Annotated in this window: 18 protein-coding genes, 1 tRNA gene, 1 other RNA gene and 2 other annotated features; of the genes, 3 read left to right on the top strand and 17 right to left on the bottom strand. The window is 31.3% G+C overall.

All coding sequences use genetic code 11. The features are described 5' to 3' along the window. Positions 1-178: 178 nt before the first annotated feature. From CLJU_RS00480 to CLJU_RS00405, 17 genes are all read right to left on the bottom strand, one after another. Positions 179-1,123: a GNAT family N-acetyltransferase gene (locus CLJU_RS00480; protein ID WP_013236801.1), complete on the bottom strand. Its 945-nt coding sequence runs from the start codon at positions 1,121-1,123 to the stop codon at positions 179-181. A 318-nt stretch (positions 1,124-1,441) separates the two neighbouring features. Then, a complete protein-coding gene (locus tag CLJU_RS00475) occupies positions 1,442-2,692 on the bottom strand; it encodes a DUF1015 domain-containing protein (RefSeq protein WP_013236800.1) in 1,251 nt (416 codons plus the stop codon). Positions 2,693-2,703: 11 nt separating this feature from the next. Continuing rightward, positions 2,704-3,630, bottom strand: coding sequence for a D-2-hydroxyacid dehydrogenase (locus tag CLJU_RS00470; protein WP_013236799.1), 927 nt, complete (start codon positions 3,628-3,630; stop codon positions 2,704-2,706). A 20-nt stretch (positions 3,631-3,650) separates the two neighbouring features. Then, a complete protein-coding gene (locus CLJU_RS00465) occupies positions 3,651-4,721 on the bottom strand; it encodes a pyridoxal-phosphate-dependent aminotransferase family protein (RefSeq protein WP_013236798.1) in 1,071 nt (356 codons plus the stop codon). Between the two features lie 111 nt (positions 4,722-4,832). Beyond that, positions 4,833-5,028, bottom strand: a binding site (T-box leader). Positions 5,029-5,106: 78 nt separating this feature from the next. Further along, positions 5,107-5,303 (bottom strand) — a binding site (T-box leader). 100 nt (positions 5,304-5,403) lie between these two features. Beyond that, positions 5,404-5,592: a hypothetical protein gene (locus tag CLJU_RS00460; RefSeq protein ID WP_013236797.1), complete on the bottom strand. Its 189-nt coding sequence runs from the start codon at positions 5,590-5,592 to the stop codon at positions 5,404-5,406. Positions 5,593-5,618: 26 nt separating this feature from the next. After that, entirely contained in the window at positions 5,619-5,804 is a 186-nt protein-coding gene (locus CLJU_RS00455) for a hypothetical protein (RefSeq protein WP_013236796.1), read from the bottom strand. Between the two features lie 119 nt (positions 5,805-5,923). Next, positions 5,924-6,706, bottom strand: coding sequence for an EFR1 family ferrodoxin (locus tag CLJU_RS00450; protein WP_023162518.1), 783 nt, complete (start codon positions 6,704-6,706; stop codon positions 5,924-5,926). 75 nt (positions 6,707-6,781) lie between these two features. Beyond that, on the bottom strand, positions 6,782-7,465 hold the full coding sequence (locus CLJU_RS00445) for a beta/alpha barrel domain-containing protein (protein WP_013236794.1): 684 nt from the start codon (positions 7,463-7,465) through the stop codon (positions 6,782-6,784). An 18-nt stretch (positions 7,466-7,483) separates the two neighbouring features. Then, entirely contained in the window at positions 7,484-8,035 is a 552-nt protein-coding gene (locus CLJU_RS00440) for an NAD(+) diphosphatase (RefSeq protein ID WP_013236793.1), read from the bottom strand. Between the two features lie 133 nt (positions 8,036-8,168). Next, a complete protein-coding gene (gene sfsA / locus CLJU_RS00435; RefSeq protein WP_013236792.1) occupies positions 8,169-8,861 on the bottom strand; it encodes a DNA/RNA nuclease SfsA in 693 nt (230 codons plus the stop codon). An 87-nt stretch (positions 8,862-8,948) separates the two neighbouring features. Beyond that, on the bottom strand, positions 8,949-9,221 hold the full coding sequence (locus CLJU_RS00430) for a pro-sigmaK processing inhibitor BofA family protein (RefSeq protein ID WP_013236791.1): 273 nt from the start codon (positions 9,219-9,221) through the stop codon (positions 8,949-8,951). 127 nt (positions 9,222-9,348) lie between these two features. Then, positions 9,349-9,636 (bottom strand): DUF2508 family protein, encoded by a 288-nt coding sequence (locus CLJU_RS00425; RefSeq protein ID WP_013236790.1) that lies wholly within the window; start codon positions 9,634-9,636, stop codon positions 9,349-9,351. Positions 9,637-9,740: 104 nt separating this feature from the next. After that, positions 9,741-10,337, bottom strand: coding sequence for a recombination mediator RecR (recR, locus tag CLJU_RS00420; RefSeq protein WP_013236789.1), 597 nt, complete (start codon positions 10,335-10,337; stop codon positions 9,741-9,743). A 48-nt stretch (positions 10,338-10,385) separates the two neighbouring features. After that, a complete protein-coding gene (locus tag CLJU_RS00415; RefSeq protein ID WP_013236788.1) occupies positions 10,386-10,730 on the bottom strand; it encodes a YbaB/EbfC family nucleoid-associated protein in 345 nt (114 codons plus the stop codon). A gap of 81 nt (positions 10,731-10,811) precedes the next feature. After that, positions 10,812-12,473 (bottom strand): DNA polymerase III subunit gamma/tau, encoded by a 1,662-nt coding sequence (gene dnaX, locus CLJU_RS00410; RefSeq protein WP_013236787.1) that lies wholly within the window; start codon positions 12,471-12,473, stop codon positions 10,812-10,814. 94 nt (positions 12,474-12,567) lie between these two features. Further along, positions 12,568-12,833: signal recognition particle sRNA large type (gene ffs / locus CLJU_RS21525), an RNA gene on the bottom strand. Positions 12,834-12,844: 11 nt separating this feature from the next. After that, positions 12,845-12,934, bottom strand: a tRNA-Ser gene (locus tag CLJU_RS00405). A 281-nt stretch (positions 12,935-13,215) separates the two neighbouring features. On the opposite strand from CLJU_RS00405, the gene CLJU_RS00400 reads away from it, so the two are divergent. Genes CLJU_RS00400 through CLJU_RS00390 form a run of 3 tightly spaced genes read left to right on the top strand, consistent with a single transcriptional unit; the run spans position 13,216 to position 15,023 of the window. After that, positions 13,216-13,404 (top strand): helix-turn-helix domain-containing protein, encoded by a 189-nt coding sequence (locus CLJU_RS00400; protein ID WP_023162515.1) that lies wholly within the window; start codon positions 13,216-13,218, stop codon positions 13,402-13,404. After that, the gene (locus CLJU_RS00395; RefSeq protein ID WP_013236785.1) at positions 13,397-14,098 is read left to right on the top strand and encodes a response regulator transcription factor; all 702 of its coding nucleotides are present in this window, start codon (positions 13,397-13,399) and stop codon (positions 14,096-14,098) included. The genes CLJU_RS00400 and CLJU_RS00395 overlap by 8 nt, the downstream gene beginning before the upstream one ends. A 1-nt stretch (position 14,099) precedes the next feature. Then, a complete protein-coding gene (locus CLJU_RS00390) occupies positions 14,100-15,023 on the top strand; it encodes a sensor histidine kinase (RefSeq protein ID WP_013236784.1) in 924 nt (307 codons plus the stop codon). The last annotated feature ends 111 nt before the right edge of the window (positions 15,024-15,134 follow it).

Genomic DNA, 15,134 nt, shown 5'->3' with positions numbered 1-15,134 from the left:
TACCACAGGTTAAAGTTCTATAATACATAATAATTTAAAAATTTTAAGTTTATATCACTAATACTTCTATATTCTATTTATTTCTACATTTTTTATATAAAGATACACATGGATATGTTTATGTAATTTATACTTACAACCCCCTGCTTTTAAAGACCAAACCTTACTCTTTTTATTATTATTCTCTTGGATTAATCTTATTAAAAGTTAAATGATCCTGCCACTTCCCATTTATAAATATGTACTTTTCATTCAATCCAATTTCCTTAAACCCACAACTTAAAAGAACTTTCTGAGATCTTATATTATCTACTAATGTAGAAGCTTCTATTCTATGAAGGTCCATTTCATTAAAGGCATACTCAAGAGTTAATTTTAATGCCTCTTTCATATATCCCTTCCCCTGCTCATCTTTATCTATAGAATATCCTACAAATGCGCTTTTAAACACTCCCATAACTATATTAGATATCTGTATCTTTCCTATAAACGTTTTATCCTTATATATTCCAAGATTCACACTTTTTCCGCTCAAAAATTCCCTGTAACTTTCAATTAAAATTCTCTTTTGAATATCTAAAGTATAAAAATTTTTTTCACGGTCAGGCTCAAATTTACTCAGATAATCTTTATTCTTTATATAATAATTTAGTACACTTTCTGCATTTTCTGGCGTTAGTACTGAAAGGTTTATCTTACTACCTTTTATATGTAATCCCCTATTAATGCTTATGTTTTTAAATTTATCTAGTTCTAACCCAAATAATATTTCATTCTTATATCCAGAATCAGACTTAATACTATTTGCTATTATACCTTCGAGTTCAAATCCTAGATCTGTAAATGCAGCTATATTTATATCTTCATCTGCTAATATATTTATTTTATTTAAATTAGCATTTTTAAAAAGTATTTCTATAAATATACTAAGTGAATTTTTAAGCAACCTGTAACTAGATTCCCCCCACTTATAAAATTTTATTCTAATTATACAGCATTTATTTTTAGAGGAAATTTCAATTATGAACACCCGTCCTAAAGTTATGCCACAGTTATCCCTTATTATATATTCACTATTACTCCCACTAACTAAACTAATGGTTACAAGTTGTTCTTTAAGCATTTCTATCTCTCCCAATTAAATCAATACTATAGAAATTCCAATTTAAAAATTAATTCTTATATTTTTGCATATACTAATTTAAAATTAAACTTTCTTAATTAATTATAACATAAAAAATGGCTATTATTTTATCAGTAAAAATGCTTTTTCTTCCTTAATACTAGTTATAATAATCTTTCCATTAAATAAAAACTTCAACCTAACAGGCTGAAGCTTTATTTAATATTATCCTAATATTATAAAATTAACTGGTCTATAGTGATTCTAATTGAATTTTGTTAGTATAAGTAAATTTTCTACTTAGAACCCCTATAATATTTACTTTAATTCATGAATGAATAAACCACTTCTAAGTTTAGGTTCAAACCAGGTGGATTTAGGAGGCATTACTTTTCCCGCGTCAGCTATTCCCATTAAGTCATCTAATGTAGTTGGATACATGGAAAAAGCAACTCCTTCTCTCTCCTTGTCTACCCTTTTTTCCAATTCATTAAGTCCCCTTATTCCTCCTACAAAATCAATTCTAGGATTTGTACGTGGATCATCTATTCCAAGAATTGGATTCAATAAGTTATTTTGAAGGACAGAAGCATCTAGTTTTTCAACAACATCACAAGGATCATAAGTACCCTCTTTTGCTTCAATCTCATACCACTTTCCACCTAAATACATACCATAAGTATGTTTCTTAGACGGTCTATAAGGATCTTTACCTTCATATTCTTTCACATTAAACTTTTCTGAAATCTTATTCATATATTCATCACGGGTAAGGCCATTTAAATCTTTTACAACTCTGTTATAATCCATGATACTTAACTCTGAATCCGGGAAAAGTACAGACAGGAAGAAATTAAATTCTTCATCTCCCTTGTAATCTGGATTTTCCTTTCTTCTTTTAATACCAACTTTAACTGCAGAAGCTGTCCTGTGATGACCATCTGCTATATAAAGACTGTCTATATTATTAAACAACTGACAAATAGTATCTATTACCTTGTCATCATCTATAACCCATACAGTATTTGTAACGCCGTCCTCAGCTACAAAATCATAAACCGGTTTTTTTTCATTAGTCCACTTATCTACTATATCATTAATTTTTTCATTATATCTATATGTCAAAAAAATTGGTCCTGTATTTGCATCACAAGTATCAACATGGTTTATTCTATCCTGTTCCTTGTCTTTTCTTGTAAATTCATGCTTTTTTATTTTATTATCAATATAATCATCTATGGAAGTACATCCTACTATACCTGTCTGTGCCTTTCCATTTCTAATCAGTCTATATATATAGAGATTTTTCTTATTATCTTTTATAAGTAAATTATTATTTATCATGTTTTGCAAATTTTCATTTGCCTTTTCATATACTTTTTTATCATAAGGATCTATATTTGTATCTAAATCAATTTCAGCTTTATCTATATGCAAAAAAGAATATGCATTATCTTTTGCCATTTCTCTTGCCTCTTCACTATTCATAACATCATAGGGAAGTGCAGCTATTTTACAAGCTACATCTTCCCTTGGTCTTATGGCTTTGAAGGCTTTTAAAGTTGCCATTTTAGTCCTCCTTATGCATTAACCAAATTTTTATCTAAACATTTTTCAACTATATCTACAATTTCCATTCCAATTCTCTTTTGAGCCTCAACTGTTGAACCACCTATATGAGGTGTTACTGATACTCTATCATTATTTAGGAGTTCTTCACATGGTTTAGGCTCATTTTCAAATACATCTAGTGCAGCTCCTGCTACCTTTCCTGTATTTAATGCCTTTGCTAGAACTTTTTCATCTATAACTCCGCCTCTTGCACAGTTTATTACAAAAACTCCATCTTTCATAATGTTGAATTCTTTTTCTCCTATTACAGCTCCCTGCTCTTTATTGAAAGGTATATGAACCGATATATAATCTGCCTTCTTTAACAAATCGTTGAGTTCACAGAATTCATAATTATTATATCCCTTTGCCATACCAAGAATGTCTGTATATATTATCCTCATTCCCATAGCAGCTGCTCTCTTTGCAACCTCTTTTGCAATTCTTCCAAATCCTATAAGCCCCAATGTTTTTCCATACAATTCTACGCCTTTATATTTCTTTTTCTCCCATTTTCCATCTCTCATAGTTACATTGGCTATATTAATATATCTTGATACTGCAAATATGTGGCCCATAGTAAGCTCTGCTACTGACACAGTACTAGCATTTGGAGTATTTCTAACTGTTATTCCGTTTTGAGTAGCATACTTTACATCTATATTATCTACTCCAACCCCACCTCTTATTATAAGTCTTAAATTACCTTTTTTAGCCTCATCTATAAGTGGTTTTCTTATTTTAGTAGCAGATCTAACTACTATTACATCAAATTCTTTTATTTTTTCCTTTAATTCATCTTCTTCAAAATGTTTGTCTACAACTTCATAGCCATCTTCTATTAATTTATTTAAAGCTTCTTTTTCCATTCCATCACTAACTAATACTTTTATCATTTCCCTAGTCCCCTTAAAACTTATAATCCTAATATTTCATTAATATTTTCCAAAAGTTCTTTTATATCATCAAGAGTACAATCAGCCATATGAGCTATTCTAAATGCTTTCCCCTTTAATTTTCCGTATCCATTTGATATCTGGAATCCTCTTTCACCCAACTTTTTATTAAGTTCTGCTACATCTATATCCCTAGTATTCTTTATATTAGTAAGAGTATTTGAAAGATATCTTTCATCTGCAAATAATTCAAAATACTTTTTAGCCCATTCTCTCACATATTTAGCCATTTCCAAATGTCTATTATATCTATTTTCAAGCCCCTCTTCTAAGATTCTATCCAATTGATAATCCATTGCAAACATATGTGAAAGGGATGGAGTAGATGGATATTGATAATCTTTCTTTTGTATATAATTATATATTGAAAGTAAATCCAAATAATATCCTCTAAATTTTACATTTTTTGCTCTTTCTACTGCTTTTTTTGAAAAAGAGCATATAGCCATTCCTGGAGGAAGTCCTAAAGCTTTCTGGCTCGATGTCAAACATATATCAATGCCAAGCTTATCCACTTCTATTTTAGTACCTCCCATGGAGCTAACTGTATCTACACACCATACTATATCTGGATATTTTTTTACTACTTCTGCTATTTCTTCTATTGGATTCATAACTCCTGTAGAAGTTTCATTATGAGTTATACAAAGTGAATCATATTTTCCTGTAGCTAAAACTTTGTCTATTTCATTAACATCTGCTGCCTTACCCCATTCTACTTCGTATAAATCTGCTGGTACGTTATTACATTCTGCAATTTGATGCCATCTTTTTCCGAAAGCTCCTATTGAAAAAACTGCTGCCCTCTTAGCTGTACTACATCTTATAGCACCTTCCAACAGTCCTGTTCCAGATGATGTTGAAAGTAAAATTTCTTCCTTTGTATGAAATACTTTTCTCATCTTGTCACTAATGTCTCTTTGAAGCTTGGAAGCTTCTTTGCTTCTATGTCCTATCATAGGTGTAGCCATCTTCTCTAATACATCTTCTCTAACTTCTACTGGTCCAGGAATAAATAATTTCTTATGCATGTTTTTACCTCCAAATAAATTTATTTAATTAATAATCTAATGTTATTTAACAGTTTAAAGTTCTACACTGATAAAGCGCGTGTTGTAAAAAATAAAAGCCAACCAGATCCCTTTAGGGACGATTGCCTCGCGTTGCCACCCTTGTTGGTTATAATAATATAACCCTCTCATTAAAATAACGGTTTTTCCGTATTATTCATCATAATAATTCTCCAAGGTGGATTCACAAAAGCATCGGTATCAGTTTACACCTTCCACTGACTCTCTACTACCTAACTTACGCTACTATTCTCTTCATAGAATAATATTAAATTTGAAATACTATTAGCAAAATATTTAGCATATGAGAATTTACTATAAATAAAAAAGAACCAATCAAATCCCACATAGGGACGATTGGTTCGCGTTGCCACCCTTATTAGTTATATATAATATAACTCTCTCATTAAAATAACGGTTTTTCCGTATTATTCATCATAATAATTCTCCAAGGTGGATTCACAAAAGCATTGGTATCAGTTTACACCTTCCACTGACTCTCTATTACCTAACTTATGTTACTATTCTCTTCATAGAATAATATCAAATTTGCTAACGTTTGTCTTTCATTGGTATTATTATATAGTTTATATTTTTATATGTCAATACATATTTTTAAAATTTAAAAAATAATTTTTAATAACTATGTTTGGTCTAAACTAGTTAAGACTTTGTCATAAAGATCTTTAATACATATGCCATTTTGCAAGTTTCTGCAATTAGTACAGCTTTTAGTGTCAGAATTTCCTATGCCGGAATTAAATGAAATATCTTTTCTTTCATATCCCGGACAAGAATTAGCAACACCTACCATTTGACCTATACTTCCCATTTTAGCTGCCCCTTTCACTGTTAAATTTAATTCATACTTATCACTTGTTCAATTTTGTAAAGCAAATCTTTACTGCATTTGTTATTTACAAAATTCACACAATTACTGCAACTTCCTGAGATATAGCTTACCTGTAATCCCAGAATACTATTTTTAGATTCATATTCTTTACAATTTTCTGCAACAATTCTTTTATCTTGGGCTGAAATCATAAAACTCACTCCTGAAAAATATTGTATTTTTATTATTCCCAAGCTAAAAAATTTAATTCTAAAATAGCCTCCAACATTAGAATTGTTAGAAGCTATTTGTGTAATTCAGGATCAAAAATTTATTTATTCAGATCTAATACCTGTATAATATTTTTTTGAGTTTGATCTATTTTCTTACCTCTGTATCTTACTGCATTTATTGGGCATATATGTATGCATCTTAAACATAAAATACATTTACTATGAAAAACTGCATGTCCATTTTCAAATGTTATATTACCTTGAGGACAATTTCTAAGGCATAACCCACATTTAATACAATCTTTAGTTGATGATATATTTCTAGATAATTTAGGAACCCTACCTTTGAACACGCTGTGCAGTACTTTACTAAATTGAAGTCTTATTAAAGAATTAGATTCTTTTACAATCCTCCCTTTTATAAAGTTTTCCACTATATTCGTAATCTTTTTATCAACAGAAATAAGCAAATTTTCTATTTCACTTTCATTATATTTTTTACCTATAAAGAAGTAAAAATTATTAGGCATTTTTATGCTAATCTGTATAGATGGTACATATCCTTTCTTTTTTAAACATCCTGCAACAAAACAAGAAGCTGAAGATGATGAAGCACCTTGTGTAGAATATACTATAACCCTTACATTCTCTTTTGTATTATTCAGTCTATTTAAAAAATTTGTTACAATTTTTGGTGGTAACTTCCAATGTACAGGAAAACCAATGATTATAAAATCATATTTTTTTGTTTTTCTTTCTTCTAGAGATTGAATATACGCTAAGTCTATATCTACGTTATAAAGCTGAAATTTTTCCTTAAATCTATCAGCCACCCACTTAGTATTTCCCGTACCACTAAAATAATATAAAATACCTTTCATACTAATTTAATCTTTTATTTTTAAATAATCAAAATAAAAGTAGTTGCTCCTCTCCCTATAATATACTGTAAATATTTATTCTGGTCTTCTATTTTTACATTTTTTCCTATGTTCAATCATAATTTGTCTTAAAATTTCAGCCGAAGTAGGAGGTGTAAAAGCTACAGCATTAGCTCCTGCACGTATAGTTTCTCTCATATTTTCCTCTGTGGGTCCTCCTGTAGCTATTATTGGGAAATTAGGATACTGACTTCTAACTTTTTTGACTATTTTAGCAGTTTCCTCAGCTCCAGACACATTTATTATAGTAGCCCCCGCTTCTATTCTCTTTTGTACATCCTCATATTCAGATACTATAGTTACTATTATTGGTATATCTATGCTATCTCTCATTTGCTTTATAACTTCATTAGACGTAGGACTATTTACAACAACTCCCATGGCACCTTTAAATTCTGCATCTAATGCTAAATTTAAAATTCTTTTGGCTGTTGAAATTCCGCTTCCAACACCACAAAAAACAGGTATATCTGCGGATAAAATAATTGCATGTGTTATAAGCGGCTGTGGTGTAAACGGATATACAGCAATAACTGCATCTGCATCAGTATTTTTTATAATAGCTACATCTGTAGTGAATAAAAAAGACTTTAGCCTTTTTCCAAATATTCTTATTCCACTTGCTTCTCTAATAACTTCAGGTACTCTAATCATATGCTTTCTTTCAATTCCATCTACTTGCGGTATATATTTAGCCATGTTTTCCCCTCCTTGTATTTAACTATCTGTTTGACAATTGTTATTATCGCATCTATAGGCTTTTTCTTCAGTATAACCTAATTCCTTTAAAACCTTCCTAACTATTCTCTTTCCAATTTCATCTTCTTTCATTTCACATAATGCATCTTCTATATATCCCCAATTTACCCATTCCACTTCTGCAGATTTTTTTATATTTCCACCATCATACTTCGCCATGAAAGTAAGCATTATTATTTCTTTACTGTTATTTTTTACATATTCGCTTCCTAAATACTTCAAATCCTTTACCTTAAGTCCCGCTTCTTCAAATACTTCTCTATGCACAGTTTCTTCTACTGTTTCTCCATTTGTAACATATCCAGACAATAAAACTTTAGAATCTTTAAATATATAACTTTGTTTTAATAACAATATTTTATTTTCCTTTATTACAGCCACTATTACACAAGGTCTTGGAGTATCAAAATACATTATATCATCTTTAGGGCAATAAGGTACTCCACCTTCATCCCAACTGTATTTTTCTTCCAATTCTTTTCCACACATAGGACAATATTTAAATTTCATATACACACTGCTTCATAAAGCAGCTACACCTCCTTAACCTGAATAAATAAAATTTTCCAAAATTTATATATTAATTATACTATAAAATTAGGGGGTACATTATAAAATATATATTAAAATAATATTTTTTTATTTATAAGCATACTTTTATTTCATCCTTTAATATTATAAAATTTTCACCTAAAAAACAATCATAAGCAAGAATTTTTACCCCTTCTTTATCAGCATATCTAAGATACTCTCCAAACTTCTTATCAATTTCATCGTAAGGTTTGAAACACTTAATGCCTTCCATTTGAATTAAAAATAAAACTGCAGCCCCAATATTAGATTTTTTCACTTGCACTAATTCCAATAAATGTTTTCTTCCTCTTTCTGTAGGTGCGTCCGGAAACCTGGCAACTCCATTTTCTTCAAAAGTAACTCCTTTTACTTCAAGATAATATTCCTTATTATCTTTATCCAATAACTTAAAATCAAACCTGCTGTTTCCGAAAGTTTTTTCCCGCTCTACGTTTTTACAATCTCTAAAATAACTTATTTTATTCATTTTTAACGCTTCATCTACAATTCTATTTGGAATTTGAGAATCTATATTTATTAATCTTGTTCCCTTGTAGGCAGCTATTAAATCGTATTTTGTCTTTCTATTTGGGTTATTTTCCTCTCTTAAAATTACTGTAGCTCCAGGTATGAGAATTTCCCTGCACCTTCCTGTATTAGGTACATGAATCATCAATTGCACACCATCTATATTTACATAGGCTTGAAATCTATTAGGTCTGCTAATAAACCTAGCCTTTACTATTTGTTTGTTAAATATCAATACACCATCTCCAATAAAACCAAATTTAAGTTAATCAAAATAAAACCACCCTTTTAAAAAATAAAAAGTGGTTTATTAATAAGAATTTTAGAGAAATAGTTTAAATATTATAAGAAATATCACTCCTGGTATTCCAAAAAATCCTGCAATAAGTGCTGTAATTGCATTAATACCTATACTAAATGAAAAGTATTTTCCTATTAAATTCACTATAACTAGCAGTACTACACCAAGTACAGCATTTATAATAAGTTTAAATAAAATTTTTAAAGGCCACGAAAATACTTTTACTAACACATAAAGTCCTAATATGGCAATTAAAAAATATCCTATATACTGAAACATATCGCTTGTTAACATATTGCTTATTCCTCCTCATTTTTCTTATAGCAAAACATTTAAATAAAAAACTTAATATAAATACTATCTAATTTATATTCTAACAATTAAAAAATATTAATAAAAGGAATAAGCTAAAAATTTTTATTTAAGATGATTTTTTATTTTCCTTTAAATTAGGGAACATACTATTGTAATTCAAATCTATTCCATTTTTCTTTACTTCGTTTAATAAATACATGTATTTTGATTTTGCTGCCTCTTCCATATATATAGCATAATCAACCAAGTGCGGATCTTTCACGGTATCAAAGTATATAGCACATCTTTCCAACTCTTCCCTAGCTTCATTTATATCATTTAATAATCTTTTTTGATTTTTTGTGTATTTAGAATTTTTTGCCAACAAATATTTGATTATATTATACTTGTTCATAAAATCAGAATCCTCCTAAATTATATGTTATTTTAATAATTGACATAAATTAGCGTCAATATACATTATTAAAGAATCCTGATCTAAACACATTATAATTTACTTTATATCTCTACTCTACCTTCTAGTGCTTTTGACAGAGTGATTTCATCTGCATATTCTAAATTTCCACCAACAGGAATACCATGGGCTATTCTAGTTACCTTCACTCCAAGGTGTTTCAATATTTTAGATATATACATAGCTGTAGCTTCTCCTTCTACATTTGGGTTAGTTGCAACTATAACTTCTTTCACATTTCCATTAATTCTTGTTATAAGTTCCTTAAGCTTTATATCATTAGGCCCTCTTCCTGCCATAGGTGATATATTGCCGTGCAGCACATGATAAACACCATTGTACTCTTTAATTCTTTCCATAGCCATTATATCCTTAGGCTGTTCTACTACACATATTACGCTCTTATCTCTATTTGGATTTGAACATATAGCACAGGGATCTGAATCTGTAAAATTTCCACAAACAGAGCAGTATCTTATAGTACCTCTTGCATTAACTAAAGCTTTTGCAAACTCCTTTACTTCATCACCTGGTAAATTCAATATATAAAGGGTAAGTCTTTGAGCTGTTTTATAGCCTATTCCCGGTAACTTCGCAAACTCTTCTATTAATTTTTCAATAGCTGCAGGATAAAAATCCATAGTATCACCTCAATTTAAAACCCCATCAATAAGATGGGGTCCATAATCTTAAAACATTCCTGGTATATTAAGTCCACCAGTTACTTTTTGCATTTCAGAAGCAGTCTCTTTTTCTGCATTCTTAAGTGCCTCATTACATGCAGCTAAAATTAAATCCTGAAGCATTTCTACATCTTCTGGATCTACAACTTCTGGTTTAATTTTTATATCTACTATTTCTTTTTTACCATTTACTGATACAGTAACTGCTCCACCGCCAGCAGTAGCAGAAAACTCTTTATTTTGAAGTTCTGATTGCATAGTCTCCATTTGTTTTTGAAGTTTCTGGGCTTGCTTCATTAAATTATTCATATTTCCGCCGCCACCAAAATTAGGTATTCCGCCTCTTGCCATAGTATATTTCCTCCTCAATTAACTAATTTATATTTAATTATACCATATTTTTATCAAATTTTATCTAAGGTTATTTTACATTTATTCATCAAATATTTCTACTATATCCTCCCCAAAGGTATCCTTTAATAATTTCTCCTTGGATACAGATACATCCTCCACTTCGTCTTCTATAATATATCTAATTATAACTTTTTCCTTCAACACTTCTGAAAAAACCTGTTCAACTATTTTTCTATTTTCATTCTTTTCCAGCCTCTGTTTATGGAAAGCATATTCTTTACCATACTCTATAGTTATTATACCTTTTTCACATTTAACTACTCTTCCTGTAGTAAGTGCTGCAAATAAAACCATTTGATGCTTACTTTTAAGTGATTCAAGTATATCTTTCCAGCTTTTTTTAACTATATCTAATGTTATCTTTGAATATATATTTTCTTTATTTGCTGTCTGTACTTCGTCATTTGATGAATTATTTTTTGTCTTATGTTCTTCAGTGTTACTTTCTCTATAGGTATCTACTATTTTTTTAGGTACAGTCTCTTTTTCCACCTTAGCATCAATCTTTTCATTTGATACTTTAATTTTTCCTTGCCTAAAGGCTTCTTCCAATCTATTTAATCTTGCAAGTATTACTTCCTTTGACGTATCATATTCTATTTTACACATCTTTATAGCTGAAAGTTCTAAATAAATTCTGCTTTGTTTAGTCCATTTAGATTGTTCCTGAGCATCTTGAAGTATTCTTATATCTCTCATTATTTCTTCTACTCGTATTTTCTGCGCTTGATCTTTTAAAAGATTTATATTTTCTTCTGACATATCAAGTACATCTTCTGGATTGTTAGACACCTTTACCATTAAAAGATTTCTTAGATGAATTATCAAGTCCTTAATAAAATTAAATATATCTTTTCCACTTAGAACTATATCATCAATTACTCTCATCGAAGACTCTACGTTCTTTTCTATTATGCTATCTGTAAGTCTTAATAAATTCTCATTAGTAACTAGACCTAACATGTTAACTACATCGTCGTATTCAACTTTACCATTTCCCATAGATATTGCCTGATCCAATATACTAAGTGCATCCCTCATGGCTCCATCGCATATTCTGGCTATTAAATTCAGGCTTCTGTCATCTGCAAAAATTCCCTGTTCACTAACTATGCATCTTAATCTATTAAATATCTCTGAACTTTTTATCCTTCTGAAATCAAACTTTTGACATCTGGAAAGTATAGTAACAGGTAATTTCTGAGGATCAGTAGTAGCAAGAATAAATATTACGTTTAGAGGTGGTTCTTCTAAAGTCTTTAAAAATGCGTTTACTGCTTCTTGAGTAAGCATATGAACTTCGTCCATTATATAAACTTTGTATTTACCCTCCTGAGGAGGATATTTTACATTTTCTATTACATCTTTAATGTCTTCCAATCTTCTTTTAGAAGCAGCATCCATTTCAATTACATCTATTGAAATACCTGCATTTATTTTTTTGCACATTTCACATTCATTACAAGGTTCTCCATCTTGAAGGTTCAAACAATTTACCGCTTTTGCCAGTATCTTAGCCGTAGAAGTCTTTCCAGTACCCCTTGTTCCAGAAAATAAGTATGCATGGGCTATTCTATGGTTTAATATTTGATTTTTCAATGTAACCGTTATATGATCTTGACCTACCACATCTGAAAAAGTTTTAGGTCTCCATTCTCTATATAATGCAGTATAAGGCATATTATCACCTTCCTTCATATATTATAACCTATCTTTAATCGTATAACAAAAAAGATACCTTATGGTATCTTTTAATTTTCAGTCATTATTAAAGTCGTGCACCTTGCTTCGTCTAGTAAACTATAAGCGTTACCCATACAGTTAACTCAAACCAGGTTTATCCACGGCACACGAAAATATTCACTTACCGCTGCTTCCTTCCGGACCTGACGGGGTTCATGAGTTTCCGTTGCGTGGGATCCAGTTCTCAACGCCACTTTTATGGGCCAGACCTCACATTTTACAGCCTAAGCTAGGAATTCAACCCTGCTATAGCGGATTGCAGGTTACAGGGCACCGCTAACTCCCCATCTAGCACGACAAAGTTAAAATGGCGGAGAGAGGGGGATTCGAACCCCCGGTAGAGTTGCCCCTACACACGCTTTCCAGGCGTGCTCCTTCAACCACTCGGACATCTCTCCACAGGTTTACTCATGAAATAAATTTATATTAAGTTTTGTGGTTTAGAAACCACCACAACAATCAGTATTATACTATGAATATAATAATATTTCAACACTTTTTATAAAAAATTTTATATGTAAATATCTACCTATAGCTTAATTGAGGGCAAATTGAAAAAGTATGATATTATACATATCATTTAATTGACAAGAATAAATCATATTTATCCTATCTGCATATTGGTATCATTCGGCTGTCCGTATATAATATTATTATGAACCAGAAAGGACGGATGATTATGGATTATATTTCTACCCCAGAGGCGGCTAAAAAATGGGACACTTCAGAGCGGCGAGTACAAAAACTTTGTGAGGAAAACCGCATACTAGGCGTTTCAAAACTTGGCTATATGTGGCTGATACCAAAAGACGCAGAAAAGCCAATTGACGGCAGAACACAGAGGGGAAAGGAGTTCCAACATGAATAATGTTTTGATTATAGATGATGACAAAGAGCTTTGCGTTCTTATGAAAAAGTGTGTAGAACAAGAAAATTTATCTGCTATTATTGCACATGGCGGTGTAGAGGGACTACGTCTAGCTGACGAAAATAAAAATAGCTGCTCCCTTGTAATTTTGGACGTAATGATGCCGGATATAGACGGTTTTCAAGTTCTCAAAAAAATTAGGGAAACAAGTAATATGCCGGTGCTTATGCTCACTGCTAAAAGTGATGAGGATGATAAGGTTTCCGGGCTGCGGCTAGGTGCTGACGACTACCTAACAAAACCGTTCAGTATTAACGAACTAATGGCTCGTGTAAATTCCCTTATTCGCCGCTACACTACCTTAAACCCGACTTTTATAACTGACACTGATTATATAATGTTAAAGGGCATGGTAATTGATAAAGCAAATCGCATGGTTTCTGTTAATGACATTCCAGTTGAGCTTACAAGCAAAGAATTTGATTTACTTTCATTTCTGGCTTCCAATAAGGGACGGGTGTTTACCAAAAAACAGATTTATATGCAGGTATGGGAAGAAGAATATGCTTACGATGATAATAACATTATGTCTTTTATCAGTAAATTGCGAAAAAAGATTGAGCCAGACCCAGAGCATCTATTTTACATTTTGACCGTCCGGGGTGTAGGCTATCGTTTTAATAAGGAGGCTTGACATGAATATAATTGTTTATCTCCTTTTTGCGTTGGTTTTTACCCTGCTTATTATAGCATACCTTGTTTCTACCTTATGGCGAGTTCGAACACAGCTTACACTTATAAAAGACGCTTTAGAAGATATAAAAAATGGAAACCTTAATCGACGTGTTTTAGCAACGGAGAGCGATATGACAAGGCAAATTTGTTATGGTATTAACGAAATTGCACTAAGCAGCCAATCACGGCTTATTCAGCAAAAGCAATCAGAGCAGGCATACAAACGGATAATGGCAAGTCTTTCCCATGATGTGAAAACACCACTTGCTTCATTGGTTGGTTATTTGGAAGCAATCGAAAGTAAAATTGTTGTAGGAGAAGAAAAGGACGAATATATCCATGTTGCGTCTAATAAAGCCCAGCACCTAAAACATTTTGTAGAAAATCTGTTTGAATGGGTTAAATTAGATTCCGGGGAACAAATTTTTCATTTTGAGATTTGTGATTTGAATGAGTTATCCCGTAATATTATAGCTGATTGGATTCCTATTTTAGAAAACAGCCATTTTGAATATGAATTTGATATACCTGAAACAGAGTATTCCATGCGCATAGACGCAACTGCGTATACCCGTATTCTCAATAATCTATTACAAAATATTATCACCCACAGTGAGGGTGATAATATGGCGCTGCGTATTTTTGAGAATGAACAACAGGCTAAAATTGTAATAACAGACAACGGGAAAGGTATATCTTCTGATAATCTCTCTCTTATTTTTGAAAGAATGTACCAATGCGACCATTCACGGGCTGCTAAAGGAAACGGGCTTGGGCTCTCTATTGCCAAAGAGCTTGTCAGCGCTCACAAAGGGACGATTACAGCGTCCAGCATTCTCGGCTCTGGAACTACATTCACCATTTTATTGCCAAAAACCCTGTGACAGCACAGGGCTTTCTTACTTCTAAAACAAGATAAAAGCAAGGTTTTGGCAAGGTTTTGGCAAGGTTAATGTTTTATACTTTTAATTGTGATTGCTTCTGACATTATATCG

Source organism: Clostridium ljungdahlii DSM 13528 (assembly GCF_000143685.1).
Classification (GTDB): Bacteria; Bacillota; Clostridia; order Clostridiales; family Clostridiaceae; genus Clostridium_B; species Clostridium_B ljungdahlii.
This window is presented reverse-complemented; position numbering and strand designations above follow the sequence as displayed.

Excerpts from the sequence above, each read along its gene's own strand:
- CLJU_RS00390 (WP_013236784.1), top strand. The coding sequence starts at position 14,100 with ATGAATATAATTGTTTATCTCCTTTTTGCGTTGGTTTTTACCCTGCTT.
- CLJU_RS00470 (WP_013236799.1), bottom strand. The coding sequence starts at position 3,630 with ATGATAAAAGTATTAGTTAGTGATGGAATGGAAAAAGAAGCTTTAAAT.
- recR (WP_013236789.1), bottom strand. The coding sequence starts at position 10,337 with ATGGATTTTTATCCTGCAGCTATTGAAAAATTAATAGAAGAGTTTGCG.
- CLJU_RS00480 (WP_013236801.1), bottom strand. The coding sequence starts at position 1,123 with ATGCTTAAAGAACAACTTGTAACCATTAGTTTAGTTAGTGGGAGTAAT.
- CLJU_RS00430 (WP_013236791.1), bottom strand. The coding sequence starts at position 9,221 with ATGTTAACAAGCGATATGTTTCAGTATATAGGATATTTTTTAATTGCC.
- CLJU_RS00400 (WP_023162515.1), top strand. The coding sequence starts at position 13,216 with ATGGATTATATTTCTACCCCAGAGGCGGCTAAAAAATGGGACACTTCA.
- dnaX (WP_013236787.1), bottom strand. The coding sequence starts at position 12,473 with ATGCCTTATACTGCATTATATAGAGAATGGAGACCTAAAACTTTTTCA.
- CLJU_RS00475 (WP_013236800.1), bottom strand. The coding sequence starts at position 2,692 with ATGGCAACTTTAAAAGCCTTCAAAGCCATAAGACCAAGGGAAGATGTA.
- CLJU_RS00460 (WP_013236797.1), bottom strand. The coding sequence starts at position 5,592 with ATGGGAAGTATAGGTCAAATGGTAGGTGTTGCTAATTCTTGTCCGGGA.
- CLJU_RS00440 (WP_013236793.1), bottom strand. The coding sequence starts at position 8,035 with ATGAAATTTAAATATTGTCCTATGTGTGGAAAAGAATTGGAAGAAAAA.
- CLJU_RS00445 (WP_013236794.1), bottom strand. The coding sequence starts at position 7,465 with ATGGCTAAATATATACCGCAAGTAGATGGAATTGAAAGAAAGCATATG.
- CLJU_RS00450 (WP_023162518.1), bottom strand. The coding sequence starts at position 6,706 with ATGAAAGGTATTTTATATTATTTTAGTGGTACGGGAAATACTAAGTGG.
- CLJU_RS00395 (WP_013236785.1), top strand. The coding sequence starts at position 13,397 with ATGAATAATGTTTTGATTATAGATGATGACAAAGAGCTTTGCGTTCTT.
- CLJU_RS00415 (WP_013236788.1), bottom strand. The coding sequence starts at position 10,730 with ATGGCAAGAGGCGGAATACCTAATTTTGGTGGCGGCGGAAATATGAAT.
- CLJU_RS00455 (WP_013236796.1), bottom strand. The coding sequence starts at position 5,804 with ATGATTTCAGCCCAAGATAAAAGAATTGTTGCAGAAAATTGTAAAGAA.
- CLJU_RS00425 (WP_013236790.1), bottom strand. The coding sequence starts at position 9,636 with ATGAACAAGTATAATATAATCAAATATTTGTTGGCAAAAAATTCTAAA.
- CLJU_RS00465 (WP_013236798.1), bottom strand. The coding sequence starts at position 4,721 with ATGCATAAGAAATTATTTATTCCTGGACCAGTAGAAGTTAGAGAAGAT.